Origin of the sequence: Streptomyces sp. TM32 (assembly GCF_004122755.1) — a bacterium.
Classification (GTDB): Bacteria; Actinomycetota; Actinomycetes; order Streptomycetales; family Streptomycetaceae; genus Streptomyces; species Streptomyces sioyaensis.
This window is the reverse complement of the sequence record NZ_SDIG01000036.1, coordinates 18,632-38,917: the sequence shown is the minus strand read 5'-3', so window position 1 is coordinate 38,917 and position 20,286 is coordinate 18,632. Positions and strand designations below refer to the sequence as shown.

Sequence of the window (20,286 nt, the reverse complement as noted above, 5' to 3'; positions counted from 1 at the left end):
CTTTGTGATGGGCGCCCACGCGTAGGCGACGTCCGGCTGTGGCATCGGTGACTCCTTCCGCGTGTCAGGCGGTGTAGGTGGTGAGTCCGGTCGAACCGGTCTCGGGGTAGATGGTGCAGCGGCATGAGGGGTGCCCTGGCGGGGATTGGGCGCCGTTCGGGAAGGCTGCGGTCAGCGGGATGGCGCCGACCCCTTCGTTGCGGAGGCAGACCTCACAGACGCGCTCATCGACAGCAGACAGCCACGACTTTGCCCCCACGCCGTTGGCTTGGTAGGTGGCCAGGGATGCTGCGGAGATGGCACGGGAGATCTCAGTGACGGCTACTCGTTCGGCCCATGCCGGATCGTCGAGGACGTCCCGCAACTCCCGGGCGAGCGTGTCCGTCGAGTCGCCGCGGTCCAGTGCGCCGGAGAGCGCTTCGGCCATTTTGTCCATGCGATTGCCCGCAATGGACTGGATGGTCACGCCGTCTCGTTCCAGGAGCCCTGTCAGGCCGTTGCTACCGTCCGGGCGCAGGACGAGCGCCGCCGCGTGCGGGTCGCCCGGTTTCCAGGCCGTCCAGTCCACGGTCGAGTGTCCGGCGAGGATTGCACTGGCCGAGCGCTCGCCGATGACGTAGCCCTCGGCGTGCAGCTGGCGGATGATGCCGAGCGCCACGGTGAGGTCGACGCCGTGGTCGGCCAGCCACGATGCCGCATCGCCGCCCGGCCGGATTGTTGCCTCGTCGCCGCCGGCCCGCTGCACTCCGGAGAGGTCCGCCTCGTCGGCCTTGACGGTGATGGCTCGTGCAGCGATCCACTGCTCGGCGATGCGCCGGGTGTCGACCGCGTCCCGCATGGCCTTGCGGATGCGCGGCTTCCAGTAGGCGACCGCCTTCAGGTCGACCTTCCAGCCGGGCCAGTCACGGACGCTTTGCGCGTCTGGGACTTTTGGGCCGGCATCAGCCCCCGCCAGGAGCACATGCGGATCGTCGGCCAGGTCTGGGGCGTCTGCCTTGGTGACGGTGGTGAACTCGAAACGGCGGCCGGGCTTCGGGTTCCGCCGCGCCCAGCGGCCGAAGACGGCCAACTCGGCCTTCACGGCGTCCTGACGGTCCTGGCCACTGTCGTCAGCCTCCTCATCTTCAGAGGTGTCTTCGCCGCCGGAGTCGTCTCCCCCCACTCCCCCGTCGTCGGCCGAGCCGCCGCTGTCGGCGCCGGACTTGGGGACGGACACGATCGCGCCGGGCGTGCCCCTTTCGGAGGCGCCTTCGACGAGGACGAGGCCGCGGCTGGTCATCAGCATCGGCATGTCCGCCTCGGGGAAATCGAAGCGCGGCTGCCCCATGCGGTCGCGGTCCTCGTTGAGGGTCATGCGCCCCCACTGGACGCGGTTGCGCGCCACCTCATCGGCGGCGGCTTCGTCTTCTTCTTCCAGGCCGAGGAACCGGAATTCGAGCTCGGCCGGCATGTCGAGGTGGCTGCGGGAGACGGAGGTGAGGAGCTGCTGCAGCCACCGCAGCGTCGGCAGGGTTGCCTTCCGCTGCTGGACGTCGGCCTGCCCCTCATGCCAGCCCGTCGAGCCGAGGCCGCCGGTCTCGGTGAAGCCCAATTCCGCGATCGTCACGTCGAAGTGCGCGGCGATCTGCTTGATGAGGAAAAGATCGTATTCGGGTCGATACTTCTCGCCGAAGTCCTGTGGCGTGTCGATGTCGAAGCCGGGCGGCAGGACCCGCAGGCGGTGCCGGGCCGCCGTGGATCCTGCGTAGGCGTCGTTGAGGGCGGTCTCGTACTCGGCGGTCTGCGCGGGCGACCAGCCGGTCTGGCCGTTGCTCTTCACGAACCCAGCCGGGACGGTGCCTTCGGTGTACTCGTCGCGGATCCATTTGCGGCGCCGCAGCCATACATCGACGTCCTCGAGGGCCTGCTCGACCGCCGAGTAGCCGTAGGGCGTGTGCGCGCGGACGTTGCGGCGCTTGTACACCAGCTGATCGGAGCGGTAGCCGCCGACAACGCTGCCGTCAGCGTCCGTGTCCGCGACGAACTCGCCGCGGGGAAAACCCCACAAAACCTGCTGGTACGCCGGGTTCGGCGGGAGGGGCCTGCCGCCGCGGTGGTCGCGCAGCGGCTTGATGGTGGAGCCGTCGAGGATCTCCAAGGCGTACAGGGCTCCGCCGTAGGTGCGTCGCGGGTAGATGGCGACCGCGTCCAGCACGAGCTGCTCTTCGAGGAGCTTGGCGAGCCAATCGCCGAACGCCTCGTCCTGGCCGGGGTCGGGCTTCTCCCAGAAGCGGGTGCAACGCACCATCTCGGCGGAGAGGGACTGGCGAAGCTCCTGCTCAACTTCGGCGCGCGGCCGGTCCGAAGCGGCCTGCGCCTCCTCGACAGCCTCCTTGGTGATGGTGATGGCCCAGTCAAGGGTCGTCACCTCCGCCTTGCGGATCTCAATGCAGCGCCGCGGCAGGCCCCCGGCGTCCGCAGCGTCCCGCAGTACCTTCCACGGGACGAGACGGTCGCCTACGCCCGGTAGGTTGCTCGTGACGGGGTACTCGTTGAAGCGGGGCTCGGCGCGTCCGGTGCCAGGCTGCAACGGGTCGATCGGGGCTGGAGTGAGGGGTGTGCCGGGCCCGAACGGCACCTGCGGTTCCGTGCGGGGCAGCGGCGCGAAGGTCGTCGCCTCGCCCGCGGCCCGCGCGGTCGCGGTGACGAGGGTGGCCACCTGCTGGGGCGTGTACGTCTCCGCGGTGGCGTTGAGTGCCTTGGTCGTGTCGGGCTGGGCGAAGGCGTCACGCAGGGCTCGGATCGGGTTCCAGCGGGCCACGGCACCTCCCGGTCACATCGTGGGCGCGTCGAGCCTTCGACTCATCCGGCTTTCATTCCTGCGAGGTAGCCCATGGCTGCGTCGAATCCGCCAGGCGCCGCGTAGAAGGCGAGGAGTAGTGCGTCGGCGTTGTCAGGCGATCTGCCGAGACGTTTGATCGTCTCGGCTTTCGGCTCGACGACGATCCGCCCGGCGGAGTCGATGCTGTACTTCGGTGCGGTGAGCTGTGAGACGAGTCGCTCGCGGTCGTCTTCCTCAAGTCCGGATAGGTCCCAACTGCAGTCCTCGGAGAGCTTGCGTCCGATCTCCCACCAGATCTGTGACCGCAGCCGTGTGAACCGTTGGGGTTCGGTGGATGCCTCGGACACGTTGACGCCGAGGATCTCCGCGGTGTGTCTGCCCTGCTCGCGCTTCTCTCGCAGGTTGCCGACGATGCCCCAGCCGATGCCGATCGAGTCGACCTTCACCGTGCCGGCGCCGGACTCTCGGATGGCTTCCACGATCCGGGCCGCGGCTTTAACCGGGTCCTTCTCTCTGAACCTCCACTCGCGTCCCACGACCATGCCGCGGCGTTCGCGGATGGACGTTTCGTCGCCGCCGGCACCCATGTCCACGCCCAGCTCGACGGGCAGGACATCCGTGGGCGGCTCGTCGCGGGGAGCAGCGCAGGCGCGCAGCTTCGAGAGGCGAACCACACCGTCCTCTGAGTCGTGGGGGAACTCTCCGCGGACTTTGGAGGTGTACGTCGGGGACTCGGTACCGAATTCGGCGGCCATGTCGTCGACGTAGTCGCGGCTGACGAGCATCGGCCGCAGCTCGTCGGGGATGGGCTCGTCGGTGAAGTTGGGGGTATCGAACGCCGAGATGCCGATGACGTTCCAGCGGTCGGTGTTGGCGCAGGCTCGGGCGAACTGGGACCCAGGATCGTCGGGGTTGCCGATTGCCAGGATGCGGCAGTGCTCGCCGGTGGCGATGGCGTTGGCGGCGGTCCAGAACTGTCTGTTGATGCCGCAGGCTTCGTCGAGGATGACGAGGACGTACTTGGCGTGGATGCCTTGGAAGGCGTGCGGGTTGTAGTCGGAGGGCTTACGCCCGAAGGCGATCATGCGCTTTCCGAGCTTCCACTCCGTCTCGTTGATGCGCCCGATGAAGGGACGCTCTCTCGCCTCGGCCTTGGAAAACGCGGCGTTGATCTCCGACCACAGGATGGCCTTGACTTGGTCGCCAGTGGGGGCGGTGGTGACGACGCGGGCTTCTCCTGGCGGGTGGGTGTCGAGCCACCAGGCCGTGAGCCGAGAGGCGGTCCACGATTTGCCAACTCCGTGGCATGACCTGACTGCTGTCAGCCGGTGGTCGCGGACGGATTGCGCTATCTCTACCTGCTTGGACCACAGGTGCTCGCCGAGTTTGTCGCGCGCCCACTTCACGGGGTCTCTGGCGTAGTCGGCGGCTAGTTGGTCTCGCTCGGTGCTTTCGTCGAGCCGGTCGGCGGCAATGAGGAGAGCATCCATCGCTCACCTCCCAAGCCGTCGTCAGCGCACGGCCCGCAGGTATCGGGCACCGGCTTGCTTGGCGCCGGTGGCCGCCGGGCCGGTGATCCCGGCGTGGGCCAGGGCTGCATCGATCGCACCGATGACCGCCTCCGCCTGCTTCTCCGTGATCGCGGCGAGCCGCTCGTCGATGTTGAGCTTCGCGATGGTGGCGAGGAGGTTGCCGGCTCGGTCCATGGCGCGTTCGTACAGGACGATTTCGGCGCGGATCTGTTCGCCGGCCGCGCCCTGGTAGCGGATCTCTTCGAGCTCGTTGACGCGCTCGGCGAGGATCTCTTTGAACGCGAGCACTTCGCCAGCGAGCTCGGCGAGCGCGGTGAGGGGGTTGTCGACGGGCTTGGCGCCGATCCGGGCGAGGGTCCGGTGTGCTGCTTTCTCCACTGCCGCCTCCGCCAACCGTCGCTCGGCCGCCCGCTTCGCCTGCGGTGCGCTGCCGCCGTGGTACTTACAGACCGCCTGTCCTTTGAGGGCCCATTGGGTGCACCGGTCGCCTTTGTTGCTGGTGGCGGAGCACTGCCGTTCTTCGGGGCGGTTTGCGTGGATGTTGGGGGCTGTGCCGGCGTGGACGGGGCACAGGTCGTGGCCCTTCTTCTTCCATCCTTGGCAGCGTGAGGCTGGCTTGCCGTCTCGTCCGGGGCGGATGGCGGTGCACTGCCTGTCGGGCGGTGCCCGGTGTGGGCTGTCCGTGGTCATGCGGTGTGCCAGCCTGCGGGCAGCCGGGGCGCTGCGGTGCGGATGAGCTCTTCGTCCGGCGGCGGTGGCGGTTCGGGGGTGCAGTCGCATTCGGGCAGGTCGGCCGTCTGCGGGGCGGTGCAGGTCTTGCGGTGGACGAGGGCTGCGAGGTCTATGCCGATGCCGTGGTCGGCGCAGGCGTACACGGCGGTGGTGTAGTCGCTGGGCTGCGGCATCGGCCCGAACACTGGCGGCTGGGCGGGGTCGGCGAGGAGGGTCGCCTCGTCACGGCGCTCCTGCTCTGCCTCAAGGACCTGGGCGAACTCTTCGTCGGTGAGGCGGCGGCGCCACTGCACCACAGCCGGCTCGCCGCACAGTGCGCAGGCCGGGCCAGCGGACATCGGCTCGACAGGTGTGGGTGTAGCCATGGACTCCCCCTATGAGATCCCGTACCACTGGCTGGCCCAGCCCGTGTTGATGATTGTGGTGGTCTGCTGGGTGAGGTCCAGCGTCGACGGCAGTGTCGTCTGCCCAGTGAGCATGTTGGAGTAGCGCAGGCGTGGGGCCGAGAGGCCACAGTTCACGGTGATCCCCGCGCCTGTGGACTTGAGGGTGAAGGCGTTGGTCTGCCACGTGCCATTCAGCAATAGAGCGATGAAGTATTCGCCGGGCGCTGCGGTGAAAGGGCTGCCCAGGGCGAAGGAAATCCCCTTGGCGTTGGAGCCATTGACGAGCTGGGCGGAGAGGTCCGCGGTGGAGCCCTTAAGATTCCCTGACGCGTCGTATACGCCCAAGTAGCAGTTCGCCAAGGTCGCAGCCGTGTCAACTCCGGCCAGGCCAATCCAGAGCGCTGACCAGGTGATCTGCTTCCTGATCTGAACCTTCGTGAGAGTGATGCGGCCGGCGACGCCTCCGTTGGACTGGGCGGTGACGTGCCCGGCGTCGTTCGGGTCGCCGGTCCACGCCAGCAGGCCCTGATCGGACGGGAGAGCGAGCGGGGTGTCGAGGTTGATGCCGGACGCCGCGGGGGCGCTGCCAGAGACCTTGACAACCTCGAGCAGCGAGCCCGCCTTAAGCGTGACCGGGCTTGCGTTGGTGGTCTGCTGCGACCAGCGCAACCGGAGGAGACCGGGAGTTGCGCCGGTAGCGATGATGCCGCGCGGCAGAGCCATGATCCCGGCAAGGCTGGCGGACGACGCCATGACGCCGATGTCCGAGTTGCTGCCGAACTGCCGTGCCGCGACTTTGATCTGCGCGCTGCCGTCCGGCGTGGTGGTGCCGAGGGTGCCCGCGTTGGGTGCCCAACCGCCCGTCGCGCCGGATGGCACGGTGTAGGTGATGCTGGCGTCCGCTGTTTCCGGGCCGTCGAAAAGGAGCGTCGACGAGAACCGGTAGGTCGAGTTCGCTTCCAGCGAGGCGAAGAGATGCAGATCGTCGGCGACTGTGACGGTGGAAACGCGCTGTTCGTCAGCGCTCTTCACGACCGTCTGGGTGAGAGCCGACAGCGCGGCGACGGCCGAGCTTGCCGCGCCGGCCGCGTCGGCCCCGATATCGGCGGGGCTGAGGGCGTCGCTTCCGCCGGTGGCGTGCGTGCTCTTGTGGGCGGTCGGTGTGCGGGAGTTGCTGAGCCGGGAGTCGTCTCCGGCGGCTACTGTGCCCGTCACTGTGCCGACGTTCAGGGTAGCTGCGCCACCGAGGCCGAGGTTTGTGCGGGCTGTGGCGGCGGATCCGAGGCTGGCCAGGTTGTCGGTCTTGGTGAGCGCGGTGTTCTCGACGGTGGTGACGCGGCTTTCGAGGGTGGTGCCGGCGCTGGAGGTGTAGGCGCCGATGGCGGCCGGGGTGACAGGGTCACTGCCGTTGGCGGCGTGGCTGGAGGCGTGGGCGGTGGGGGTGCGGGCGTTCGTGAAGCGTGCGTCGTCCCCGGCGGCGACGGTGCCGGTGGCTGTGCCGACGCCGAGGGTGGCGGCTCCGCCGAGGCCAAGGCTGGTGCGGGCGGTGCTTGCGGAGACGAGATCGGCGAGGTTGTTGACAGCGAGTAGGGCTCCAGCGCCGCTTCCTCCGCCGCCGAGTGCCTGCCCACTCCCCCACGCGCCTGCGGTCTTGGGGCCGTAGATGACGAGCGCGCTGGGGGTGGTGTTGTCGATGTACCAATCCCCGTCGATGCCTGTGCCCGAGCTGGGCGCGCCGGTGCCGGTCAGGATGCTGTTGCCGCGGGGGCCGGAGGTCCCAGCGGAGGAGACAACGACGTTGACCATGCAGGGCACCCCCTACGCGTTGACGGCTGGCCTGCTGTTGAAACGGCCTTCGACGAGGCAGGTCTGCTGCGACTGCCCGGGATCCATCCACAGGGCGAAGGGCCGGGAGCCCTTGCCGAGGAGAGCGGTCGCTGTCGGCGTGAGGACGACCTGCACGGTGGCCGTGACCGTATCGACGGTGATGTAGCCCTGGACGGTCGGTGTCGTCGTCACCTTGATGAGTGGCGATGGGGCCGCATCGACGACGGTGGGCCGGATGGCGAACTCGAAGCCCTTGCTGCTGATCGCCATCGGTGTGCCGTCGTCGTCCAGCAGCGTGAAGTCCGCAGCCCATTCGGAGCCGGCCGCGGTGGTGGTGCTCCACTGCAGGGGGAGGTCGGGCACGGCGCCTCCTATCGCTGGGGCCCGCTGCCCAGCGCGGGTGAAGTCGAGGGCAGCGGGTGCTTTGGGTCCGCCCGGCCACCCCGAACCGGCCGGGCGGACCTGGGTGCCGAGCGCAAGGCGTGTGCGCTTCAAGGCCCCTGCCTGCCCGCACAGCAGGCGCTGTTCCTCGCGGGCGGGAGCCGCCGCCGGGGGCTCGACCACCCGCGAGGAGTTCAGGCGGCGCGGAGGCCGCGTTGGGGTGTGGCTCGGTAGGTGCGGGCCAGCGCTTCGATCTCGGGGAGGGCGTACATGGTCTTGTATTCATGCCCGTTGCCGGTCAGCCGGTTCTCGCCTGAGAAGCGCCGGATCTTGCCGCGGGACGCCCACTGGCGGATGACCTGCTGGGGCACGCCCGTCGCTTCGGTAGCCTCATGGGCAAACACGAGATCGTCAGGGTGGATTTCAACGAGCCGCATGTGCTCACCTCCTGATCCGGACATGCAAGAAGCCCCCGACGAATCGGAGGCTTCCTCAAGGTTCGGGCACACGGGTGCTTCGTGTGAAGCAGTGTGACATTCAACTACTGGTTGCGCAAGCACCCTTCCGTTGCGCGCCCTGGCCTGTTAAGTCGCCCTTCGTTCGCCTTTAGCGAGCAGCGAGGTCATGTGGTCGAGGAAGTAGAGGGGGCGCCCCTTCTGCGTCTGCGCGACTTCCTCAAGCTTTCCTCGGCGGATCCACACGGTGATCGTGTTTGGTCGAATCCCCAGCCTGGCAGCCCCCTCTTGGACGGTGACCAGTTCAATGGACTGCGGAGCGTCAGGCCGCAGTGGGCGCGGCTGGTCCCGCTGTGAGAGGTTCGACAGCGTGGTCCAGGCGGGGTCCGGGCCGCCGTGGAGACTCAGCAATGCACCGATATGGCGTCGCAACTCAGAAGTGAGATGGAAGTACTCGGCCCTCTTGGAGATGCGGAGGTGACTGAACTCGCGATGTCGGGACCTTTCCTCGACTCGCCCGCCAGGCTCCCAAGCCATGATCTCGTCCGGGATGAGGTTATGGAACCTAGCCGCCGCCGAGGTGGTGTAGCCGATCTTGACGAGATCGCGACGGCGCACGTAATAGACGATGCTTTGAGGGATCGAAGCGATTCTCGCTTCCTCGGCTAGGGCTGCACGCCCGCGCGATACCGCGGCAAGGACCTGCTCCTCGCCGAGCTCCGCGCCCGACTCCGTGGCCTCCTTTAGGAGGGTCGCGATGTGGAAGAAGGCGGGGTCACCGGGGTCAACGAGTCGCATTAGCTTGGCGACACTGGGACGCGGCCCGGCGGACTTCGCCTCACGCCGGGCAAGCTTTACAGCTCGGGTATTGTCGGGCACGTCGACTCCTAACCAGTCGGCCATGCCCCGGGGGTGTTACCGCACCCGCCGGGGTCTCAACTACCCCATTTTATTGGGCCAGAGCCCAATTAGGCGGGTCTCTCAGCACTTCTCAGGCGGCCATGCCCCGCACAGCGAGCGGCAGCTCGAGCACGTCGGCTCGGGCGTATTGGGTGCCGCAGCTGGCGCACCGTGCACCCGGCGTCGAGACGGTCACTCGCAGAGTGCTGCCACAGGGGCAGGCGACGGATATACGGCGCTCGGGCTTCTCCCCCGTGACCTGGCGGCGGCACGAGCGGACCAGCGTGGCGACCTCCACCGAGAAGTCGCCGAATGCCGGGTGTTGACTGGCTGCCCACTCCAAGTTCGCACGGAGGGCCTGTACCACCTGGTCGAGCTGTTGCTGCAGATCGCCCTGCCAGCGCGGGTGCGCCCATTGCAGCTGGTCGTGCCAGTCCACGAGCCAGGTCTGCAGCACGGTGACGACTCCCCCGCGCGCGGACAGGCTGAGCGGTTCGAGACGCAGCGGCAGGGGTGCGCTTCGTGTGCCACCCGATACGCGCGCTTCGCCGCTGCCGGCCCCGGGCGCGAGTGCAGCGGCGAGTGCGGCGTACAGCCCTTGCGACCCGGCGAGTGCTTCGAGGTTCTGGTCCGCGCGGCGCTGGCACATTCGGCAGGCGCGTCGGCCAAGCTCGTTCTCCCACAGGTCGCGTCCGCAGGCAGCGCATGCGGGCCACAGATATTCGTCGGCGGGCTGGTTCATGGCGGCTCCTCGCGGCGCGTGGGACTGCGGGGTGAACTGATCCCATTGTGCCGACGGTTCCCGACAATCCAGACCGACACTACCGGGCGACGTCCCCCGGCCTCGAGGTGGAGTCGCCGGCCCTGAAAGCCCTTTTCAACTTGATGGCGAAGTCGGCTGCCGTGCCCGGGAGGGGTTCGATTCCGAGGAGCTCGTACTCCAGCTCCGCGATGCGCAGCTGATCCGGGCGCCGGGGTGCGGGCTTCTGCCGCTGGAACCACTTCATGCCTTCAGTGTGCACAGCCGCTCCGGCGACGCGCTCTACGGCAGCTTGTCTGCTGCCTCCTTGTACTGTCGGGCTTGCTGCGGGGTGAGGTGCCGGGAGACGCGGATGACGACGGCCCCGTGGACGTAGTCGTATTCGCCGAGTGCTGGCATCCCCTTGGTGACGGCCTGGATGTACTTGGCGCGCGTCGAGGCGTCAGCCGCGTTGGCGAATACCTCGATCGCGCCGCCGAGTTCGATGTCGCCAGCTTTGTGTCCGGACCGGTCGGAGGCGGGTACTCGACTGTCAGCGAACGTGACCTTCGACGTGTATTGGCTCGGCCGCCCGAGGAGGTGGTTGGGGTCGTTGGCGGCGGTGACTGTGCCGTTCTGTTTGGCGGTGGTCACCATGGCGGCGATGTCGTTGAGTGCGGTGGCCGCGTCGAGCTTCGTCGCGGTTCTGGGTGTCGCGTGGTCTTTGGCGGATGCTGTGCCCGGCTTGCTGTCGCCGGTCGTGCAGCCGGCCACGGACAGGGCGGCAGCGATGACGGTTGCAGCCAAGGCGAGGGTTCGCTTCATGACCGGGGATGTTCCCACGCGGTGACGGCCGTTGGAGGGCTTTCTCCGGCAATCCGCCCCGTCTGGGTAAGGACCGGGCAGACTGGCCCCATGGCGACTGTCTTCACAGTGCTGGCGGATACGAAAGCCGACGCAGCGGCGGACTTGACCCGCCTGTGCCAGCTGCTCGGTCTTCAGCCGCTGGGCGAGCCGTCGGCGGTCCTGGGGCGGGGTCGGTGGATGGCCCGCGCTGTGCCCGCGGAACGGCCGGCCGGGGTCGAGCAGTCGGCCTGACCCACACGGGGAATGCGCAGGGGACAAAACGGTGGTTTCGCGCCACGGTTGGAGTGAGCAACTCCAGCACGAATGCACGCACTCCGAGGACTCCAACATCCGCCGTCAACGCGGGTGCCACTAATGGCCGTTGCGCCCATGAGCCTCCCGCAATCACCGCGAGTCGATGGGGTCGTGTACAGCTGCGTGAACGTGTAGACGCAGCAACGGGCCCGCATCACCGGTGGCTTGATCGTCCCCTCTCGACGCTTCCTCGGGTGTGACGGGGCACCACGTTGTGCATATGATCACGCTCCGCCCGGAAGGGGCGGATGCGGACACACCTGCACGGATTGCCACGTCGCGCTGCAGACATGTCCGCATCCTTTGAACTGCAACAAGGAGAATACGTGAACCGCAATGGCTTGCGCATAGCCGCCGCGACCGCCATGGCCGGCGTCGCCTTCGGTGTCGTCGCCCCTGCTGCCAACGCCGTCGAGGCGCACCGCGCCGTTGCCGCCGCCCCTGTCGTGTCGGCGGCGGAGCTCGCTGCCATGAAGGCGGCGAACCCGGCGTCCGCAACCAATGGCGAAGCCGGGATCACTCCGCAGCAGCTTGCGGAGATGACTGCGCTGGCGAAGGCGGCTGGAGCTCAGCCGGACGAGAGAGCCAGCAGCCTCGCTGGTGGAAAGCTCGGCAGTCTCATCAACCTGCTGAAGAAGTCGCCGGGGTTGCTTAAGGCTGCGGTGAAGGCGGCCAAGGGTGGCGCTCGCGCCTTCGAACAGTGGACCAACAGTCTGTCGAACTGGAACCCGGTCAAGTGGGCCATCAAGTCCGCGCCGGATTACATCATTTACCAGCTCATCGACTATCTCGTGAATATGTAGTTCGAGACACTCATGCGAAACAATCGAGTTTCGGGTGAGCGTTAACAGTGAAGCAGGTGCGGGCCGGTACTGGTCACCCCGGCCCGCACCTTCGAAGCTCCTCCCGGAAACGCCGGGAGGAGCTCATTTAGCGTGGAGGCAAGAATGAAAAAGACTCGCGGGCAGATCGTTTCTGACAACATGTGGGGCTCGCCAGCGCTCTTCTGCATGGCTGCCTTTGTGGCATTCGTCATCGTCCGCACCGAGTCCGCAACGCGAGTGGGGTGGATTCTATACTTCGCTGGATGGATTCCTGCGATCTGTATGGCGGTGTGGTGCGCGGCGCGACGCAAGTCACCGGGTGTCGGAGGGGCATTCGCCTTCACCCTCCTTGCGGTGTTTGGGCTGCTTTCCTGGCTTGCGCATGGGTGATTGAGGTCTGCTCTGAGCACGTCGCTGCTTGGCCTGCGTGTGCTGGCGAACCGTGTTTCAGGGCGGCGGCTGCAACGAGTTTTGCGGCCACTCCCCCGAGTAGCCGCGGACGCAACTGGCCCCGCCGCGACGGGGGACGCGGCGGGGCCGGGTTTCATTGTGCCAGGCTGGGGCGGGTATCGACGCGAATCGGCTCAGTTGCCCGTCAGTCGCCGCCAAGCCGCTGCGCATAGTCCTGGGCGGTGACGCCGAAGACGGCGGCGAGGTCCATTGCGGAGTTGGCGGCGCGCACATCGTCACGGTCGGTCTTGCCGTCGTCGAGTTGCTTGAAGACCTTATCGAGTGCCTGGGCTGCAGCGTTGGCAGCGGATTCCTTGAGGCTCATCGGCGTTCCTTTCGGAGTCTGGTGATTGGTGGCGCGGGCCTCGTTGGCTTGCTCATCAGCTCCACTCCCAGGACTGTCGGGCGTCAGCGGCCTTTTGTGCGGCGTTGGCGAATTCCCGGGCGAGGCCGCCCCAGTCGGAGGGCATCTTGCGGTGGCTGGCCGCTCGTCGTAGTACGGCAGCGATTTGTCGGGCGTCGGTGTGCGTGACGCGGAACGGGTCGCCGGAGCGGTCGCCGAAGACGGGCTCAAGGGTTCGCCAGTCGGATGCCGGCAGGACGTGGGCGAGGTGTTTGGCGAGGTTGTGGATGGTGGTTGCGGAGCGGGTGTTGGTGACGCCGTGCGAGATGGACCAGCCCATGGTGGGCTCCCTTCGGGCGGGTGGGTGTCGACTGGCGGGGGCTCGGAATCGGACTCCGGGCCTCTGAGACGGTCAGTCGCGGATATCGCCGAGGAGGCCGAGGCCGGTGACGTCGGCGCAGGTTCCGCAGGAGCCGCAGGTGTGGGTGCGGTCGCCGTACTTGTCGGGGTCGGCGACGGTCATGGTCTCGTCGCAGCAGGTGAAGGTGGCGTCGGTGCCGACGTCGTCGCCGAGGCTGACTTCGTCGAGGTCGTAGTTGGTGGCGATGGCCATGTCAGGCTCCTTCAGATGGTCTTCTTGCCGAGCGGGGTGGTCATGGTGGCTTCGAGGAGTTCGGCGGCTTCGGAGCCGTCGGTGGTGCGGGTGTTGAAGCGGGCTGTGACCTCGCGGACGATCTGGTCTGTGGTCTCGGTGTCGCCCCGCTTCTTGGCGGTGATGTAGTCGCGGACGGTCTGGTGCTTCGGCTGGCTCATGCGGTTTCCCTTCAGGTGGGTGTTGTGGCTGAAGCTGCTCAAATGCCTCGGGCGTCGGCTCGGTTGGCGGCGTGGCCGAGGATTCGGGCGGGCATGTGCCCATCGCGTTGCCGGCCGTTCCAGCTCGCGATGGTTTCCGCACTGGGGTCGAACTCGTCGCGGATGATGTCGAGGAGGAGCACGCAGGCGTCGTCCGCTTCGGACCGGCTGCCGGCTTCGGCACGGATAGCGCCGATCAGGCAGCGGGCGCCTTGCTCGTCGCGGAGCCGGCTGGCGCACCAGCCACCGTTGAGAAGCCGGATGTGGGCGCGGTGGAAGAGGGCGGCGATCGGCGTCCGGTACGGCTGCGGCGCCGGAGCGACCGGGGTGTTCACGGGGCCGCGGATCACGTCGGCCAGGTCGAGGGGCTCGGTGTTGATCCGGGCATCTACTGCCAGGGCGGCGAGGGCGAGCCGCTCGTCGAAACTCAGGGCGGCTGGCGCCGGGGCACGGGTTGCGGGCGAGCAGGTGATGGTGGGCATGCTGATTCCTGTCTGCTGCTGATGGGTGGTGGATGGCGGGGCGCCCCTGGTTGCTGGCAGGCGAGAGAGGGGCGTCCCGCGGCGGCCCCGGGATTGCGCCCCGGGGCCGTGCGTCGTTCCGGCTACTTCCTCTTCGTGTAGGACGCGTCGAGCATGTCGGCGTGAATTTCGGCGGTGAACGTGTGGTCAGGGCTGGTCACCTTGATGACCACCTTCGGGCCCTCGCCGGTGCTGTACAGGTGGACGACTTCCGCCGACTGGCCCTTGAAGGTCTTGTGGTCGTAGATGTCGCCGTAGAACGGGTTGCTGCTCATGTGATCTCTCCTCTGGTGGGTGGGAATCTCTTGGCTTCGCTCAGTCCGCCCACATGTCTGCGGGTTGAGCGGTAGTGACGGGTGGATCGTGTTCAGCGCTGGACGACGGGCTTGTCGAGGTCGCGGTGGGTGACGACGGCGGTGATGTCTTCGTCGGCCAGCGCGGCTTTGAGGGCCATGGCGACTGCGGCGGCTCGGTGTCGGCCTCCTGCGCATCCCACGGCGACACGGACCGGTCCGGCGCTCGGGCCGCGGGTGAACGCCACGACAGCGTCGGAGGCGGCTTCGATCAGGGCGGGGATGCCGGGTGTGCCGTAGACGGCCTGGCGGACCGCGCTGTCGTTCGCGGTCATGTGGCGCAGCTCCGGGGAGACGTGCGGGTCCCGGAAGTGCTCCCGCAGGTCGAGGGTGAGGTGCGCGGGCGGCGGCTCGCCGTGCAGGAAGCCGAAGCTGGTCACGTAGACGGTGAGCATCAGGCGTTCACCCGGGCCTTGCCGGTGCCCTTGCAACTGGGGCAGGTGATCTTGACGTGTTCGCCGCGGAGCGCAGTGAAGAGGGCGCCCTTGTCGCCGCAGTGCCAACAGAGGCCACGGGCTCGGCGAACGTCGGGGGTGAGGGGGCAGTTCTGCGCCTCCCACTGCTGGTCGGTCATTCTGGTGGCTGGACTGATCTTGGACATGGCGAACTAAGCCTCCTTGCCTGGCGGGTGAAATGTGGCTTATGCGGGGTGGACAGTGGCCAGACGGCGGGCCATACGCCCTGGTATGCACCCCGGACAAGGGGTGGACAATCACGCTTCGAGGCATCCAGATGTCCGGCCCCAGCGGCGACTGGCCGCCCCCTGTCCGGGTGACATATCGGCGCTAAACAGGGCAAACAGTCACCCTGTCCGCCCCCTGTCCGGGGTGAACGATCAAGAAACGGGAGCTGTAGGGCGTTCGAGTTGCTCGCGGGTGAAGCCGTTCAACCGCTTCCCTCCGGGCGTCAGCACCTTGTCCGTCGTGATACCAACCACCCTCAGGCGGTCCCGCAGCCCATCCGCGTCGATCTCCCCGTAACGATCCGGGCACACGGCGCGCAGACCGTCCACCAGCGCGTCGGCGGTCAGGCCCCGACCATCCGGTACTGCGAGGCGATCGAAGGCATCCACTGCATCCGCCCGAAGTTCCGCAGCGCGGGCCGCGGCCACAGAGGCTCGCGCATGCACCGCCGCATACCCTGTGAGCGTCCCTGCCTTGATGCGCAGCTGCTGGCCGCGCTCGCAGATCTTTCCGAACTCCGGCAGGTCGATGGCATCGGCCTTGAGGCTGACGTGGCCCGACTCGGCGCCCTCGTCGAGGACGAAGACGCCCCGGTGAACCTCGCGGAGCATGTGCGGTGCGGCGCCAGCCCCGACCGCCTCGTCCCCCAACACCATGCGGGCGCTACCTTGACCCTTGACCCGGGCGGAAGCCCGCTTGTCGCAGACTTCCCGCAGCTCAGTGGGGACGCTAGTGGCGTCCGGGCGCTGGGTGACAAACAGCCCCATGCCGCCGACGAACCGGGTGACATTGACGAACCGGGCGAACTTCTCGACCAACACCGTCTTGCCGCTGCGTCCCCGGCCACCCTCCTCCTCGTCCTCTCCCCCGACCTTCACCTTCGTCATGGCGGCGGCCAGGAGCAACTCTTGGAGTTCGTCGACTAGCAGCAACGTGAGCCCGCGTCCCGGCTGGCGGGCAAGCTCCCGTGTCAGCTTGCCCTCGGGGCATGCGGCCGGGTCGGTCTCAAAAAGCTGCTCCAGGTCTTCGCCTCGCTGCTGCATGTCGGCGATGGTTTCGTCGAGGACGTCGTGGATCTGCCGCAACTTGTCCGGGGTCGCGCCGGAGACGTAGGCGTGGGCGATCTTCTTCAGTGGAGCCCAGTCCGGGCCGCTCTTCCCTACGATCACGATGATCCGGACGTAGGGGTCGAGTGCCACCGCTGCCGCGATCAACCGGGCAAGGTACGACTTGCCATACCCCTTGAGACCGCCGACCAGCAGCGATGACCACAGCAGGTCCAGGTAGCGGCGCGTCTGCCGGGCGTCGAGCCCCAGCGGTACACCGTTAGCCCAGAAGTCCCACACCTCGGCGGCGGCCAGCTCGGAACGGACTTTCCCCTCTCCGAAGGGATTGTCGCTGTTGGCCACCCAGATCGAGAACTGCCCTTCGTGGCCGTCCTCGCTGGTGTCCGCAGACAGCTCCAACTGACCTGCCTTGACCTTCAAGGCGGAGGCCAGGGGCCCGATCTTCGAGATCGCTTCGGTCGCGGTCCCTCCCGCCGGGAGCTCGACCGTGGCAGTCCAGCCTGGGCCCTCGGAGCGGATCACGCCGATCACGCTGGTCTCATCGCGCTCGGACTTCTCGATGATGCCAGCTTTGACCAGGGCGGTGATCAAATCTTCCGCTCCGTGCACCGTTAGGGGCGTCGCTCCTGCGGAGGGAGCTGCCTCAATGGCCTCGAACTGTGGCGCGTCAGATAGCTCGCTGTTTGACGCCTCGTCATCGCTGCCACTTCCCGGCCGCCCGTTAAGTGCGCCGACGGCCATCGCGCAGCCGGTCATCAGTAGGTCGATCCCGAAGCCGCCCGTGACGGCGGCGACGGTAGCGGCGGCGACGGTAGCCGCCGACCAGCCGCCAGTCTTGATCCAGTGCCAGCGCTTGTGGATCCGGTACTCGGCGCGGCGCGCTTCCAGCACCTCCCTCGCAGAGGACTCCGAGTTCGTGTCGCCGGCTGCGGCCTTCAGTTCTACCTTCGCCGACCGGATCATCTGGGGGTAGTCATCCCGCCGGGCCTCCAGCCACTGTCGCCCGAGTCGCCGGTAGCCGCGGGCAGCCCAGCCGACGTACAGCCAGTTGTCGAGTGCGTGGCGCTTGGCAAGCTCGGCGCGGGCCTTGCCGGACTGGATCCATGCCGGCTGGACAGACTCGCCCTGGTGCGCGACGACCGCACCTTCGACGCGCTCGGGCTTGACGAGGCTTAGGGGCGGTCGGGTGTCCTCGGTGACGGTCGTCATCGCGTCTCCCTTGGCGTGCTCATGGGTGAGATTCGGGTACGTGGTCACGGCGGTCACCGGCTCTCGTTTTGGACGTGGTCGCGAAGACGGACGGCGTACTCGTTGCTGCCGCCGCCGATGACTTCGCGGACCTTGCGGGCGGAGAGTTTGTCGGCACCGCCGGAGAGTTCGGCGAGCTTCCGAACCTTCTCGATGTGGGTCGGGTCGAGGGGCTTCTGCGGGGTCTTCTGCGAGGAGCGGCCAGAACGCTGCTTCCCTTTACGCCCAAGGCCTGCAGGGCCTTCTGCGCCACTCCCAGGAAGGGTGAGCGTCGAACCGCCACCAGTGCCACGCGGGCCGCCCTGGGGGCCCTTGTCGCGCGTTCCTCCGGCAGGTCCGCCATCCCCTCCAGGGGTGCCGAAAAGGTCGGCGAGAAGGAGGTCCACGGCGATCTGTTCGGGGGTCAGCTCCGAGGTGGCGAGGGCGTCGGCGACGCGCTTCTCGGCAGCGATCCGCTCCGAGATGACCGAGTCCGTGACAGCCGGCGGAGCGCCCTCGATGTCGTACCAGGCGCGGTCGAAGGCCTCCTGCTTTGTGAGGGTTCCGAAGGGTGCGGCGAGCATCAGCTGCTCCGCCCGCTCGGCGACGGCCTTGAACTTCCGGCGCCGCCCACGCTCGTGCTTCGCCCGAGCCTTCTCCTCCGCCCGCTTCTTCGGATCGCGGACCTTCTCGACCAGCGTGATAACCCACTGGCGGACCTCGAAGAACAGCGGGCCGCCAAGGGTGACCGCAGCGAGCCCGAGGCCTGCGGCAGCCTGCTGGTCCGACGTGAGGCCCGTCAGGTGGGACCCGAAGTCGTAGTTGATGTGGGCGGCGAACCCTGCGGCGGACAGTGACAGGCCGCGCAGTAGCCAGCGCACCCACATGGGGAGTTTCCGCTCGTCGGCGTAGGCCACGCCCGCAGCCATCACCCACGCCCCTCCTTCGACGGCCGGCCCGATCGGGGCGAGCATCCAGGAGATCGCCACGAAGTGCATGATCTGCGCGGGCAGGGAGGCGAGCGCGGACAGGCCGACGAGGAGGAGGGTTCCGCGCCGGTAGACGTTGCCGGGGGTGAGGGTCTTCTCCCGCTTGGCGGCCCGCGCCTGACGACGCTGGGCGCGGTCGCGGCGCCGCTGGATCTGGTCGGTGCGCTTCTCGTCGCGATCCTGCTTCCGCTCGTCGCGGGCCAGCCTCGCGTTGAACTCGGCGTCCTTTCGAGCTTCTGCAGCTTCGGCCGCCTTGTCGGCCCGCCGCTCTTCGCGCCAGGTACTCATGGTCGTTCAGTCCCTTCGGGGGTGGGGTGCGGGTTAGGCGGCGGTGTCGTAGTCGCGGCCGGGGCGGGGTGCCGGGATCTTGGTGCGCTGGTCCTCGACGGCACCGTCGCCGACGATGGCGACCAGGACGAGCAGGAAGATCAAGGCGCGGATGCCGGCCGGTACGGACAGGCCCAGGAAGAACGCCAGTCCGGCGGCCATCAGAGCGAGGCGGAGTCGGGTCAGGCCGATCAACAGTCCGTGCTGCATGGCGGTGTCCTTCGGTGAGGTGAGGGTGGGGTGCTGCGTCGGATCTCCAGGCCGCCGGTCCGGTGCGGGACCGACGGCGAGGGCTACCGGCGAGCGGTCAGCGCTTCTTCTTCGTGGGCCGGTTGGAGCACCCCTTGCCCGGCGGGCAGACGGGCTTCTTGAAGCCGAGGAGCGTCCGCTCCTGCTTCGCTCCGGGCTCTCCGCAGACCCAACAGTTGTCATTCGACATGGCGGTCCTCTCCCTCAGTGCTCGCAGCCGCCCTTGTGGGTGCAGTCGACGTTGCAGCGGGCGCGGAGCCCTCCGAGGACCGCGGTGGCGATGACGTCGCCGACTCGGCCGCCTCGCTCACCGCCGACCTTCTTGCCGGCGCGGTGGAGCTTCCCGGCGGCGGCGTCGAGCTTCTCTGCGGTCTTCTTTCCGGGCATGGGTTCCTCCTAGTGGTTGTTGGTGATCGGTTGGCGTACTGGGCTGCCCGTCACTGGGCGGAGCTGAGCTCTTCCGGGTAGAAGCCGGGGATGCCCTTGACGGTCTCGGCGGTGGTGGTGTCGACGACGGGTGCGTACTGGTCAGTGGCCCCAGATCTTCTGGGTGTCGGCGTCGAGTTGGTCGGTGATGCGCTTGCGGTGGGCCTGCTGGTGCTGGATCTCGGCGTCCCATTCGCGAGCCCCGTCGTAGTCACCGCGCTGACGCAGGATGCGCTGGTGCCTCTGGGCCTGGCGGATGTTGGCGTCGCACTCGCCCTTCGTCTTGGGGGTCCTGAAGCTGGACTCGAATGCCATGGGGTCCTCTCCGTCGGGTTGGGGCCTGCCGGTTGGCGGCTCCCTGCGGGCCCGGCGCCAGACGGTGCCGGGGCCACAGGCAGCGGTCAGGCGGGCGTGCTGCGGGCTAGGGGGCGTCCGGGTCACCGGGATCCGGCTCGTGGCTGTGGCCGACGGAGCAGTCAGCGGTGGCGATCTCGATGACGATCCGCTGGCCGCGCGGCACGCTGTCCGAGAGCCCGGTCCGGAGGGAGCAGCCGCAGCGGGGGCACTCCCACACGTCGTCGTCCCAGACCCGGCCCCTGCTACGGAGTTCCAGGGGGCGACCCCAGCAGCAGGTAGTTTCGGCGGGCACGATCCCCTTGCCGACGGCGATCTCCGCCATCAGCGGCGGACCCCCTGCTTACGGCGGGACTCGCGGACCTGGAGGATGTCCATGGGCGTCGCGTACACCTGGTCGTCGTCCTTCTCGAACAGCGGACGGATGTGACTGCCCGGCTGCTCGTCGTAGATCGGCCCGTAGTTGAGGCACAGGTACTCGGCGGACATGTGGCCGCCCATCGCCGCCCCGGTCAACCAGGACCGGCGGTCGAAAACGTGGCTGTCCCAGACTTGCTCTTCGCCCCACGGGTTCTTGGTGGTGTGGATCGTGTAGTACGTCTTGCCGATCTCAACCTCGCGGGCGAACTTCTTCGCGCCACGCCTGCTGCGCTCCCATTCCTTTGCCATTGCTGTCTCCTCGTTTCG

Annotated in this window: 29 protein-coding genes; 2 read left to right on the top strand and 27 right to left on the bottom strand. The window is 67.9% G+C overall.

What is annotated here, in order from left to right:
• Positions 1–64 precede the first annotated feature (64 nt).
• From EST92_RS11805 to EST92_RS11755, 11 genes are all read right to left on the bottom strand, one after another.
• Complete coding sequence (locus tag EST92_RS11805; RefSeq protein ID WP_254068776.1) at positions 65–2,800, bottom strand: phage portal protein; 2,736 nt, start codon at positions 2,798–2,800, stop codon at positions 65–67.
• Between the two features lie 41 nt (positions 2,801–2,841).
• On the bottom strand, positions 2,842–4,311 hold the full coding sequence (locus EST92_RS11800) for a hypothetical protein (protein WP_129280895.1): 1,470 nt from the start codon (positions 4,309–4,311) through the stop codon (positions 2,842–2,844).
• Positions 4,312–4,332: 21 nt separating this feature from the next.
• On the bottom strand, positions 4,333–5,043 hold the full coding sequence (locus tag EST92_RS11795; RefSeq protein WP_129280894.1) for a hypothetical protein: 711 nt from the start codon (positions 5,041–5,043) through the stop codon (positions 4,333–4,335).
• The gene (locus tag EST92_RS11790; RefSeq protein ID WP_129280893.1) at positions 5,040–5,450 is read right to left on the bottom strand and encodes a hypothetical protein; all 411 of its coding nucleotides are present in this window, start codon (positions 5,448–5,450) and stop codon (positions 5,040–5,042) included. Before EST92_RS11790 ends, EST92_RS11795 begins: the two co-directional genes overlap by 4 nt.
• Before the next feature lie 9 nt (positions 5,451–5,459).
• Positions 5,460–7,277, bottom strand: coding sequence for a hypothetical protein (locus EST92_RS11785; RefSeq protein WP_129280892.1), 1,818 nt, complete (start codon positions 7,275–7,277; stop codon positions 5,460–5,462).
• Positions 7,278–7,289: 12 nt separating this feature from the next.
• A complete protein-coding gene (locus EST92_RS11780) occupies positions 7,290–7,661 on the bottom strand; it encodes a hypothetical protein (RefSeq protein ID WP_129280891.1) in 372 nt (123 codons plus the stop codon).
• Positions 7,662–7,873: 212 nt separating this feature from the next.
• The gene (locus EST92_RS11775) at positions 7,874–8,116 is read right to left on the bottom strand and encodes a hypothetical protein (protein ID WP_129280890.1); all 243 of its coding nucleotides are present in this window, start codon (positions 8,114–8,116) and stop codon (positions 7,874–7,876) included.
• Between the two features lie 147 nt (positions 8,117–8,263).
• A complete protein-coding gene (locus EST92_RS11770) occupies positions 8,264–9,013 on the bottom strand; it encodes a hypothetical protein (protein WP_129280889.1) in 750 nt (249 codons plus the stop codon).
• A gap of 112 nt (positions 9,014–9,125) precedes the next feature.
• Positions 9,126–9,776, bottom strand: coding sequence for a hypothetical protein (locus EST92_RS11765; protein WP_129280888.1), 651 nt, complete (start codon positions 9,774–9,776; stop codon positions 9,126–9,128).
• Between the two features lie 79 nt (positions 9,777–9,855).
• Entirely contained in the window at positions 9,856–10,041 is a 186-nt protein-coding gene (locus tag EST92_RS11760; RefSeq protein ID WP_129280887.1) for a CHAP domain-containing protein, read from the bottom strand.
• A gap of 35 nt (positions 10,042–10,076) precedes the next feature.
• Complete coding sequence (locus tag EST92_RS11755) at positions 10,077–10,598, bottom strand: hypothetical protein (protein ID WP_129280886.1); 522 nt, start codon at positions 10,596–10,598, stop codon at positions 10,077–10,079.
• A 90-nt stretch (positions 10,599–10,688) separates the two neighbouring features.
• Between EST92_RS11755 and EST92_RS11750 the strand changes: the two genes are divergently transcribed.
• Both EST92_RS11750 and EST92_RS11745 read left to right on the top strand, forming a co-directional pair.
• Positions 10,689–10,871 (top strand): hypothetical protein, encoded by a 183-nt coding sequence (locus EST92_RS11750; protein WP_129280885.1) that lies wholly within the window; start codon positions 10,689–10,691, stop codon positions 10,869–10,871.
• A 389-nt stretch (positions 10,872–11,260) separates the two neighbouring features.
• Positions 11,261–11,737 (top strand): hypothetical protein, encoded by a 477-nt coding sequence (locus EST92_RS11745; protein ID WP_129280884.1) that lies wholly within the window; start codon positions 11,261–11,263, stop codon positions 11,735–11,737.
• Positions 11,738–12,353: 616 nt separating this feature from the next.
• Here the strand turns inward: EST92_RS11745 and EST92_RS11740 are convergent.
• The 16 genes from EST92_RS11740 to EST92_RS11670 all read right to left on the bottom strand — a co-directional run bounded on the left by EST92_RS11740 (position 12,354) and on the right by EST92_RS11670 (position 20,268).
• Complete coding sequence (locus tag EST92_RS11740; RefSeq protein ID WP_129280883.1) at positions 12,354–12,533, bottom strand: hypothetical protein; 180 nt, start codon at positions 12,531–12,533, stop codon at positions 12,354–12,356.
• Positions 12,534–12,588: 55 nt separating this feature from the next.
• Positions 12,589–12,891 (bottom strand): hypothetical protein, encoded by a 303-nt coding sequence (locus tag EST92_RS11735; RefSeq protein WP_129280882.1) that lies wholly within the window; start codon positions 12,889–12,891, stop codon positions 12,589–12,591.
• A 72-nt stretch (positions 12,892–12,963) separates the two neighbouring features.
• Positions 12,964–13,164 carry a hypothetical protein gene (locus EST92_RS11730; protein WP_129280881.1) on the bottom strand — a complete coding sequence of 67 codons (201 nt, stop codon included), beginning with the start codon at positions 13,162–13,164 and terminating at the stop codon, positions 12,964–12,966.
• 11 nt (positions 13,165–13,175) lie between these two features.
• Positions 13,176–13,364 (bottom strand): hypothetical protein, encoded by a 189-nt coding sequence (locus EST92_RS11725; RefSeq protein WP_129280880.1) that lies wholly within the window; start codon positions 13,362–13,364, stop codon positions 13,176–13,178.
• A 38-nt stretch (positions 13,365–13,402) separates the two neighbouring features.
• Entirely contained in the window at positions 13,403–13,885 is a 483-nt protein-coding gene (locus EST92_RS11720) for a hypothetical protein (RefSeq protein ID WP_129280879.1), read from the bottom strand.
• A gap of 122 nt (positions 13,886–14,007) precedes the next feature.
• The gene (locus tag EST92_RS11715; protein WP_129280878.1) at positions 14,008–14,199 is read right to left on the bottom strand and encodes a hypothetical protein; all 192 of its coding nucleotides are present in this window, start codon (positions 14,197–14,199) and stop codon (positions 14,008–14,010) included.
• A gap of 92 nt (positions 14,200–14,291) precedes the next feature.
• Entirely contained in the window at positions 14,292–14,672 is a 381-nt protein-coding gene (locus EST92_RS11710) for an RNase adapter RapZ (protein ID WP_129280877.1), read from the bottom strand.
• The gene (locus tag EST92_RS11705; RefSeq protein WP_129280876.1) at positions 14,672–14,878 is read right to left on the bottom strand and encodes a hypothetical protein; all 207 of its coding nucleotides are present in this window, start codon (positions 14,876–14,878) and stop codon (positions 14,672–14,674) included. Before EST92_RS11705 ends, EST92_RS11710 begins: the two co-directional genes overlap by 1 nt.
• A gap of 234 nt (positions 14,879–15,112) precedes the next feature.
• Positions 15,113–17,293, bottom strand: coding sequence for a hypothetical protein (locus EST92_RS11700; protein ID WP_129280875.1), 2,181 nt, complete (start codon positions 17,291–17,293; stop codon positions 15,113–15,115).
• Positions 17,290–18,531 (bottom strand): hypothetical protein, encoded by a 1,242-nt coding sequence (locus EST92_RS11695; RefSeq protein ID WP_129280874.1) that lies wholly within the window; start codon positions 18,529–18,531, stop codon positions 17,290–17,292. The genes EST92_RS11700 and EST92_RS11695 overlap by 4 nt, the downstream gene beginning before the upstream one ends.
• Before the next feature lie 33 nt (positions 18,532–18,564).
• Positions 18,565–18,780 carry a hypothetical protein gene (locus tag EST92_RS11690; RefSeq protein WP_129280873.1) on the bottom strand — a complete coding sequence of 72 codons (216 nt, stop codon included), beginning with the start codon at positions 18,778–18,780 and terminating at the stop codon, positions 18,565–18,567.
• Between the two features lie 97 nt (positions 18,781–18,877).
• Complete coding sequence (locus EST92_RS32570; RefSeq protein ID WP_275540873.1) at positions 18,878–19,009, bottom strand: hypothetical protein; 132 nt, start codon at positions 19,007–19,009, stop codon at positions 18,878–18,880.
• 14 nt (positions 19,010–19,023) lie between these two features.
• On the bottom strand, positions 19,024–19,206 hold the full coding sequence (locus EST92_RS11685) for a hypothetical protein (protein WP_129280872.1): 183 nt from the start codon (positions 19,204–19,206) through the stop codon (positions 19,024–19,026).
• Between the two features lie 141 nt (positions 19,207–19,347).
• Positions 19,348–19,560, bottom strand: a complete 213-nt coding sequence (locus EST92_RS11680; protein WP_129280871.1) for a hypothetical protein — start codon at positions 19,558–19,560, stop codon at positions 19,348–19,350.
• A 106-nt stretch (positions 19,561–19,666) separates the two neighbouring features.
• Complete coding sequence (locus EST92_RS11675) at positions 19,667–19,924, bottom strand: hypothetical protein (RefSeq protein WP_129280870.1); 258 nt, start codon at positions 19,922–19,924, stop codon at positions 19,667–19,669.
• Positions 19,924–20,268, bottom strand: coding sequence for a hypothetical protein (locus tag EST92_RS11670; RefSeq protein WP_129280869.1), 345 nt, complete (start codon positions 20,266–20,268; stop codon positions 19,924–19,926). The genes EST92_RS11675 and EST92_RS11670 overlap by 1 nt, the downstream gene beginning before the upstream one ends.
• Between the last annotated feature and the right edge of the window lie 18 nt (positions 20,269–20,286).